This is a genomic window from Gordonia paraffinivorans NBRC 108238 (assembly GCF_000344155.1).
Taxonomy (GTDB): domain Bacteria; phylum Actinomycetota; class Actinomycetes; order Mycobacteriales; family Mycobacteriaceae; genus Gordonia; species Gordonia paraffinivorans.
The window spans coordinates 50,748-58,587 of sequence record NZ_BAOQ01000038.1; the positions used below are offsets into that span (position 1 = coordinate 50,748).

Genomic DNA, 7,840 nt, shown 5'->3' on the forward strand with positions numbered 1-7,840 from the left:
TGAGGGCGCTTCCCGGGGGCGCCTTTCCGTGCGCACCACCCGGCCGGGTCCACCGATCGGTGGACACGCGATTCCCCCGGCCCATCATCCCGTCGGCGGAATCCGGGGCGGCCGTTGTCGGAGGAAGGTCATTGGTGTCACCGGGACAGCCCGGAACACCGAGAAACCTTCACCCCCGGCCCACGGGCCGCCCCGCAAGAGATCGGAGACCACCATGAAGAAGATCGCCACCCGCATCGCAGCCGGAACCATCGGCGCCCTCGGTGTCGCCGGAGTCGCATTCGGCGCCGCCGGCGCGGCACACGCAGGCACCATGCCGATCGTCCGACCCGGCGAACCGACCGTCACGATGACGATCTCCAACCACACCGACAAGCCCGAATACCTGGTCGGTTCGAGCGCAGCGGGTGGCGAATGGGTCAACGGGCCGGCGCAGGTCCTGTACCCCGGTGCCACGGAGATCGTCTCTGCCGCCGCCCCGCTCAGCGGCCATCTCGACGTCGGCGCCACCTACCGGATCGGCCTCGGCGGTCCGACCGCCGAGTACCAGATCAGCAATCACCGCTACGGGGTCGACACCTCGATGACCGGCGTCTCGGGCCGGGTCTCGCAGCAGTACTGGATCAACACGTCGGTCGCCACCGGCTACCCGCAGGCCAACGTGAGCTACGACCTGTGGTGAGTGGAGGACGCCCACTGATCACCGGAAGGAACGGGCCCGCGACCGGAGAGATGGTCGCGGGCCCGTTGCGTTCAGGTGTGGCGTCTCGTCATCAGAACGGGAGGATGCCCTCCAGCGAACCGCCACCACCGTCGTTGGTGGCCTTGAAGTTGGTCGTGCAGCCGTTGAAGGAGACGTTGTCGACGTTCACCTTGGCCGGCTGGACGTTGCCCGGATCACTGGAGATGCCGTAGTGGTTGATGACCGTCGTGTGCCCCTCGCTGTTGGCCGCTTCGAGCAGTTGCTCCAGCGTTCCCGGGCTGTCCTGCCTGTTCGGGTGATTCGGCAGCGGGCGCGTCGCCCACCACTGTCCGGAGTCGGTGGCGTCGTAGGTGCCTGCCGCATCGGGCGCAACCCACACCAAGGTCATGAAACCGTCCCCGGAGCCGGTGTTCGCGCCGGTGACGCGGATCTGCCAGTTGGCCTGGCCTTCAGACTCCTGGAAGGTGAGCCGACGGTCGCCCCCCTTCTTGTCGACCAGTTCGGCGAGCGGGAGTCCGCCTGCCTCGTGATAAGACGCCTTCCTCTTCAACTCTTCGGTCGTGTTGAATTCGAGCGAGCCGTCGTCGTCCACGACAGTGGTCGTGACGATCTCGCCGGCCCGACCCGCCTCATCCGGGAAGGTATTTCCCCAGCCGGCAGGGTTCGAAGGGGTCGCCACCTTGGCGCAGTTCGTCGGCGACACCCAGTCCCCCGGTGCCGCAGAGGCGGCCGCCGGTGCGAAGATCGCTGCCACTCCCAGCGCGGCTCCAACGGTGGTCACGCGAATGGTATTTCGATTCATACGAAGTCCTGCCTCCACATTCATTTCGGCTGATGGTGTCGTCTGGTATTCAATTCGTCGGGCTTCAGCGAACGTAACAGAGGAAATAGCTTCGTATCACCCGCGCGTGCCGCAAGTAGCAACCGTGCACTATCTGCAATAACACATCAAAAAAGGGACAGATCCATCACTTCGTAAAGTGATGGATCTGTCCCCAGAAATGGGGGGTTAATCACTCTATATCCGCACCCCGCCGTGGCGGACAAGCGTCCAACCAGGCATTTTCCTGCTCGTCGAACACGCGGGACCGGGACAGGAACCGCACGCCCTCGGGCGCTTCGAGGCTGAACCCGGCACCCCGGCCCTTCACGACGTCGAGGATCAACTGCGTGTGCTTCCACAGCTCGAACTGGTCGCCGTTGATCCAGACGCGGACCGCCGGAAGTGGTTCCGGCAGCTCGATCTCGCCGACGAGGACGTCGCGTTGGCCGACCCGGTAGTCCCCCACGGGGTAACACATGGGGGCCGAGCCGTCACAGCATCCACCGGACTGGTGGATCATGAGTCCGCCGTGCAGCTCCGACAATTTGGTCAGGAGCTGCACGGCGGCGTCTGTGGCGACCACCCGATCAACGGCGTTGCGTTCGGTGGTCATTCTCAATCACCTTCTGTGACTTGATGAGTGGCTCAGAAGAAGCCCTTCGCGTTCTGAGCGTAGCCGACCAGGAGGTTCTTGGTCTGCTGGTAGTGCTCGAGCATCATCAGGTGGGTCTCGCGGCCGATGCCGGACTGCTTGTAGCCGCCGAAGGCCGCGTGAGCCGGGTAGTCGTGGTAGGTGTTGGTCCACACACGACCGGCCTGGATCTCACGACCGGCGCGGTAGGCGGTCGAGCCGTCGCGGCTCCACACGCCGGCACCGAGGCCGTAGAGGGTGTCGTTGGCGATGTGCATCGCGTCGGCGAAGTCCTTGAAGGTGGTGACCGCGAGGACCGGGCCGAAGATCTCCTCCTGGAAGATGCGCATCTTGTTGTTGCCCTGGAACACCGTCGGCTTGATGTAGTAACCGCCGGACAGGTCGCCGCCGAGATCGGCCGGTTCGCCGCCGATGAGGACCTCGGCGCCCTCTTCCTTGCCGATGGCCAGGTAGGAGGTGATCTTCTCGAACTGGTCGTTCGACGCCTGGGCACCCATCATGGTGTCGGTGTCGAGCGGGTTGCCCTGCTTGATCTTCGAGACGCGGTCGACGGCCTTGGCGATGAACTCGTCGTAGATGTCCTGCTGGATCAGCGCGCGGCTCGGGCAGGTGCACACCTCGCCCTGGTTGAGCGCGAACATCGAGAAGCCCTCCAGCGCACGGTCGAGGAAGCCGTCGTCGGCCGCCATGACGTCGTTGAAGAAGATGTTCGGGCTCTTGCCGCCGAGCTCGAGGGTGACCGGGATGAGGTTCTCCGACGCGTACTGCATGATCAGGCGGCCGGTGGTGGTCTCACCGGTGAACGCGATCTTGCGGATGCGGTTGCTCGAGGCGAGCGGCTTGCCCGCCTCGACGCCGAAGCCGTTGACGACGTTGAGGACACCCGCGGGCAGCAGGTCGCTGATCAGGCTGACCAGGTAGAGGATCGACGCCGGGGTCTGCTCGGCCGGCTTGAGGACCACCGCGTTGCCGGCGGCGAGGGCCGGGGCCAGCTTCCAGACGGCCATCAGGATCGGGAAGTTCCACGGGATGATCTGGCCGACGACGCCGAGCGGCTCGTGGAAGTGGTAGGCGACGGTGTCCTCGTCGATCTCGGAGATCGAGCCCTCCTGCGCACGCAGCGCACCCGCGAAGTAGCGGAAGTGGTCGATCGCGAGGGGGATGTCGGCGGCGAGGGTCTCGCGGACGGCCTTGCCGTTGTCCCAGGTCTCGGCGACGGCGAGCTTCTCGAGGTTCTCCTCCATGCGGTCGGCGATGCGCAGCAGCGCGAGGGAGCGCTCGGCGACGGAGGTCTTGCCCCAGGCGGGTGCGGCCTTGTGGGCGGCGTCGAGGGCGAGGTCGATGTCCTCTGCGGTCGATCGCGCGACCTCGCAGAAGACCTTGCCGTCGACCGGCGAGGTGTTCTCGAAGTACTGACCCTTCACCGGCGGGGTCCACTGGCCGCCGATCCAGTTGTCGTAGCGCGACTCGTAGCTCATCACCGAGCCTTCGGCACCCGGCTTTGCGTAGACGGTCATGGTCACTCCTTGCGTGTGGGCCTCAGGGGCCGCCTGTACATGTCACACCGGACACCCTGGCGTTCCGATGTGATCTGTTGCACACGGTAGGGGTGCATTCGTTGCACATGGGTTGCAACGAATGCAACGCGCGATGACCTGGGCCTTTCAGAGCCCGTAGCGCTTGTCGAGCAACCTGATGCGACCTCCGGCGAGGGGGCGGTCGGGGTGTCCGACCGGGAGGCGATGCTCCAGCCGGCGCCAGGCGACGAGGTCGTCGCGACCATGCACCGACGACGTCCACTTACGCAGCGCGGCGACGTCGCCGCTCGCGATGAGCCGCGACCGCAGGTCCTCGCGCAGCTCTTCGAAGATCTCCACGATGCCCGGGGCGGTCGACTCGGCCAGGAGCCCGCCGCGGCCCACCTCGTCGACCACGCTCGCCAGGTCGGTGCCCGATTCGATGCGGGTCCGGATGTCCTGGAGGTCCGACGACACGTCGAGCGTGAGGCGATAGGGACGGCTGGCGAGGACGTCGGCACCGAGGTCTCGCCGCAGCCGCGAGATCTCGGCCCGCACGCTGACCGGGTCGAGTCCGTCCTCGGCCAGCTTGAGCGCGAGCTGCTCGGTGTTGAGCCCTTCCGGGAAGGCCTGCAGCAGGACCAGGATCTCCGCGTGACGCGGCGACAGGGTGCGCGCGCTCGACGGGTCGGTGGTGCGCCGCCAGCGGTGCGGGCCGTCGCCGAGGACCGAGAAATGTGCCGCACTGGTGCGCGGACCGCCGAGCGAGAACACCGACGGATCGGCGAGATCAACTGCGCCCGATTGCAGTTCACGTTCGACGGCGGCGACGACGGAACGGACGGCGGCGAGCGCGAAGGGCGCGGCGACCTCGCGGCCGCCGGTCACGTCGATGACGCCGATGACGTGACCGGTGAACGGGTCGTGGACCGGGGCCGCGGCGCAGGACCATTCCTGCACCGGTCCGGCGAAGTGCTCGGGACCCACAACCTGCACACCGCGGTCGACGGCGAGCGCGAGTCCGGGCGCGTTGGTGCCGACGACCTCCTCGGCCCAGACCGACCCCTCGACGAAGTTGATGTGCCCGGCCTTGTCGCGCGCGTCCGAGTCGCCCTCGACCCACAGCAGCCGTCCCACCTGGTCGGTGAGCGCCACCACCACACCGGTGTCGGCGATCGCGTCGACCATGAGCGACTGCACCAGCGGCCGCACCGCGGTGATCGGATGGGCCGCCCGGTACTCGGCGAACTCCTCGGCGGACATGGCCGGCACGGTGACGCCCGACGGCAGCTCGTCGACCTGGTGGACGTCGGAGGGGTCGACGCCCCGGCTGAGAGAGCGCGCCCAGGACTCGCGCACGATCGACCGGACCGCATCGGTGGGAGGCATGTTTCCCGAGAGGAACTCCTCGTACGCACGACGGATACGCGTCGCCACTGCAGTCGCGTCTGTCATGCGCCCTCCGTCGCTGTTCATATGGGGACGATTCTGCCTGGCCACGTGTGATTCCGGCAACAATCGGACGTTTCGGGTGACGCGAGAGGGCCGCGGGTGCGCTAGCCGAACCGTCCGGAGAACTCACGCGGGGTCATCCCCGTGACGGCCTTGAAGTCGCGGCCGAGGTGCGCCTCGTCGGCGTAGCCGAGTTCGGCCGCCAGCGCGGCGAGCGTGTCCCCGGGCTCGCGGAGCCGCTCGGCCGCCTCGTGGAGGCGTCGACGCTGGATCAGCCACTTCGGGGTGAGGCCGAGGCGGCGTCGGGTGAGCCGCTGCAGGCTGCGCTCGGTGAGGTGGAAGCCGTCGCAGATCTGCGAGACCGCGGTCACCGACGAGTCGTGCTCGACCCGGTCGACGATCGCGTTGACGAGGTGCCCGTCGTCGTCCATCGGCAGGTACCCGCGCAACCAGGCCTCGACGAGACCGGTCGCCTCCCGCTGGACCGACTCGTCGAGCGGATCGTCGTCCATCACCGCACGCACCCGGCGGGCGAGGTCGGCGCCGGCGTCGCCGAAGACCACCGACAGCTCGTCGTGCCGGTCGGTCCACCGGCCGACGTCGCCGACCAGCAATCCGCCCGCGCCCGGGGTGAGCATCACGCCCACGCCCCACCCGTCACCGGTGAGGACCGTCTCCGACAGTCCGGTGGCCACACCGTAGAAGCGGGCGTAGGTGTCGGTGACGATCATCAGGCAGACCGGGTACTGCAGGACTCGTTGCGGCGACTCCGACCCCGGCGGCACCGACCACACCGGCACCCAGAACCGCCGGACCACGTCCGCGAGATCGGGGCCCGGCCCCCAGCGGCCGATCCGGTAGGTGGCGTCGCGAGGGTCCACGAGATGAGCGCGTTCGACGTCGTCGACGCGCGCGCTCCCCGGATTGTCGGGTTTCATCAATCCCCATCCCGTCCCACGGCGGTTGACTCTCATCATGACCACGACAACCGACAACACACCACTGCTCGACCGCTACAACCGCTACGCCGACGGGTTCTCCGCGGTGATCGAGAGCCTGCCCGCCGACGCCTGGGACAACGCCTCGCCGTGTGAGGGCTGGACCGCACGCGACGTCGTCGGACACGTCATCGAGACGCAACGACAGTTCCTCGACGGCCACGGCATCGACCTCGGTACGGCCCCGCCGCTCGACGACCCGGCCGGCGCCTGGCGGACCCACCGCGACGCCGTCGCCGCTCGACTCACCGATCCGGGCGTCGGCCGGCGACGCTACGACGGCCACTTCGGGCCGACGACCATCGGCGAGACACTGTGCCGCTTCTACGGGTTCGACATGATCGCCCACCGCTGGGACATCGCCGCCGCCGCCGGGATCGCGCACCGGTTCACCGAGGACGAGCTGACCGAGATGGAGAGCGCGGCCGACGGATTCGGCGATGCTCTCTATGCCGAGGGGGTCTGCCGGAGGATCGACGTCCCCGCCGGCGCCGATCGCCAGACGCGGCTACTGGCGAGACTGGGTCGCCTCACATGAGGCGACGGCCCGTCACGGAATCCAGCCGTTGCGCCGCGGGTACCGGACGCGCAGGAGGCTGTAGACGTAGGTGGACACCAGCAGCCCCGCGCCGGCGCCGATCACAGGCCAGAAGTAGTCGTTGACGATCGAGTCGCGGACCGCTGCCGCGGCCCAGCCGAGAACGAGCAGCACGAGGGCGATCGTCGCCACGACGCGCACGACGAGGACCAGTGCGGTGGCCACCGACCACACTGCTTCCCGTGTCCGTTCCGACTGAATCGTCATACCACCATGGTAGGCGCGTGACCAGCACGTTTCCCAGATCGATGCTCGTCACAAAGGTGCACGAGATGTAATGGCGCACACAGCCCGCCGAAGGCCTCGACGGGCGACAATGGACGGATGAAGACCATCCTCAACGTCATCTGGTTGCTGTTGTGCGGCCTGTGGATGGCGATCGGCTATGTCGTCGCCGGGATCATCTGCTGCATCCTCGTCATCACCATCCCGTTCGGCATCGCGTCGTTCCGCATGGCCAACTACGCCCTGTGGCCATTCGGCCGCACGGTGGTCCGCAAGCCGTCGGCGGGCACGCCGTCACTCATCGGCAACATCATCTGGATCGTCGTGGCCGGTCTGTGGCTGGCGATCGGACACATCACCACCGGTCTCGCCATGTGCCTCACGATCATCGGCATCCCCCTCGGCATCGCGAGCTTCAAGATGGTCCCGGTGTCCCTGCTGCCGCTCGGCGCGGAGATCGTCCCGACCGACCAGCCGATGGCCGCTGCCGCCCCGCCGCGCTACTGACCCCCTCCCGGTCACGGCCCAGCGTCCACCCGGGCGGCCATCCGGACGGGCGTCGGGTCCGAACCACATGCATCGAGACAGCACTGTCCGGCGCTGTCCACCGAGAGGACAGCAGCAGCAGGTGAACGCAGTACGACAACGGCAGGAGGGGCGTGATGAGTGAGCATCTCGATCCCGAGGCCGCCGAATTGCTCGAGCTCGCCCCGGTGGTGGGACTCGACGCAGCCTCCGACGACGAACTCCGCGACATCGAGGCCCGCCTCGCCGCGGCCGACGACGAGGTGCGCGAGCTGTTCGCGCGCCAGGTCCGCGCCACCCGGGAGGCGATGGCCGCGGTCAGCGCCGTGACGGCCACACCGGCGCCG

General features: G+C 67.8%; 10 protein-coding genes. 4 read left to right on the top strand and 6 right to left on the bottom strand.

Translation table 11 applies throughout. The annotated features are described in order from the left end of the window. Positions 1 to 214: 214 nt before the first annotated feature. On the top strand, positions 215 to 682 hold the full coding sequence (locus GP2_RS17575; protein WP_006901904.1) for a hypothetical protein: 468 nt from the start codon (positions 215 to 217) through the stop codon (positions 680 to 682). 91 nt (positions 683 to 773) lie between these two features. Here the strand turns inward: GP2_RS17575 and GP2_RS17580 are convergent, their stop codons facing one another. The 5 genes from GP2_RS17580 to GP2_RS17600 all read right to left on the bottom strand — a co-directional run bounded on the left by GP2_RS17580 (position 774) and on the right by GP2_RS17600 (position 6,085). Next, on the bottom strand, positions 774 to 1,529 hold the full coding sequence (locus GP2_RS17580; RefSeq protein WP_255218657.1) for a hypothetical protein: 756 nt from the start codon (positions 1,527 to 1,529) through the stop codon (positions 774 to 776). 187 nt (positions 1,530 to 1,716) lie between these two features. After that, on the bottom strand, positions 1,717 to 2,139 hold the full coding sequence (locus tag GP2_RS17585; RefSeq protein ID WP_006901906.1) for a DUF779 domain-containing protein: 423 nt from the start codon (positions 2,137 to 2,139) through the stop codon (positions 1,717 to 1,719). Between the two features lie 32 nt (positions 2,140 to 2,171). Continuing rightward, positions 2,172 to 3,695 (bottom strand): aldehyde dehydrogenase, encoded by a 1,524-nt coding sequence (adh, locus tag GP2_RS17590; protein WP_006901909.1) that lies wholly within the window; start codon positions 3,693 to 3,695, stop codon positions 2,172 to 2,174. Between the two features lie 147 nt (positions 3,696 to 3,842). After that, positions 3,843 to 5,150 carry a GAF domain-containing protein gene (locus GP2_RS17595; RefSeq protein ID WP_006901910.1) on the bottom strand — a complete coding sequence of 436 codons (1,308 nt, stop codon included), beginning with the start codon at positions 5,148 to 5,150 and terminating at the stop codon, positions 3,843 to 3,845. 101 nt (positions 5,151 to 5,251) lie between these two features. Beyond that, positions 5,252 to 6,085, bottom strand: coding sequence for a helix-turn-helix domain-containing protein (locus GP2_RS17600; RefSeq protein WP_006901911.1), 834 nt, complete (start codon positions 6,083 to 6,085; stop codon positions 5,252 to 5,254). Positions 6,086 to 6,122: 37 nt separating this feature from the next. Between GP2_RS17600 and GP2_RS17605 the strand changes: the two genes are divergently transcribed. Further along, complete coding sequence (locus GP2_RS17605; protein WP_040527365.1) at positions 6,123 to 6,683, top strand: maleylpyruvate isomerase family mycothiol-dependent enzyme; 561 nt, start codon at positions 6,123 to 6,125, stop codon at positions 6,681 to 6,683. A gap of 12 nt (positions 6,684 to 6,695) precedes the next feature. On the opposite strand, the gene GP2_RS17610 is transcribed toward GP2_RS17605, so the two are convergent. Next, positions 6,696 to 6,950 (bottom strand): hypothetical protein, encoded by a 255-nt coding sequence (locus tag GP2_RS17610; protein ID WP_040527366.1) that lies wholly within the window; start codon positions 6,948 to 6,950, stop codon positions 6,696 to 6,698. A 117-nt stretch (positions 6,951 to 7,067) separates the two neighbouring features. On the opposite strand from GP2_RS17610, the gene GP2_RS17615 reads away from it, so the two are divergent. Next, positions 7,068 to 7,475, top strand: a complete 408-nt coding sequence (locus GP2_RS17615; RefSeq protein ID WP_006901914.1) for a YccF domain-containing protein — start codon at positions 7,068 to 7,070, stop codon at positions 7,473 to 7,475. 155 nt (positions 7,476 to 7,630) lie between these two features. Beyond that, a partial coding sequence (locus tag GP2_RS17620; RefSeq protein ID WP_040527370.1) for an RskA family anti-sigma factor occupies positions 7,631 to 7,840 on the top strand: 210 nt, incomplete at its 3' end.

Excerpts from the sequence above, each read along its gene's own strand:
- GP2_RS17585 (WP_006901906.1), bottom strand. The coding sequence starts at position 2,139 with ATGACCACCGAACGCAACGCCGTTGATCGGGTGGTCGCCACAGACGCC.
- adh (WP_006901909.1), bottom strand. The coding sequence starts at position 3,695 with ATGACCGTCTACGCAAAGCCGGGTGCCGAAGGCTCGGTGATGAGCTAC.
- GP2_RS17575 (WP_006901904.1), top strand. The coding sequence starts at position 215 with ATGAAGAAGATCGCCACCCGCATCGCAGCCGGAACCATCGGCGCCCTC.
- GP2_RS17610 (WP_040527366.1), bottom strand. The coding sequence starts at position 6,950 with ATGACGATTCAGTCGGAACGGACACGGGAAGCAGTGTGGTCGGTGGCC.
- GP2_RS17580 (WP_255218657.1), bottom strand. The coding sequence starts at position 1,529 with ATGAATGTGGAGGCAGGACTTCGTATGAATCGAAATACCATTCGCGTG.
- GP2_RS17605 (WP_040527365.1), top strand. The coding sequence starts at position 6,123 with ATGACCACGACAACCGACAACACACCACTGCTCGACCGCTACAACCGC.
- GP2_RS17595 (WP_006901910.1), bottom strand. The coding sequence starts at position 5,150 with ATGACAGACGCGACTGCAGTGGCGACGCGTATCCGTCGTGCGTACGAG.
- GP2_RS17615 (WP_006901914.1), top strand. The coding sequence starts at position 7,068 with ATGAAGACCATCCTCAACGTCATCTGGTTGCTGTTGTGCGGCCTGTGG.
- GP2_RS17600 (WP_006901911.1), bottom strand. The coding sequence starts at position 6,085 with ATGAAACCCGACAATCCGGGGAGCGCGCGCGTCGACGACGTCGAACGC.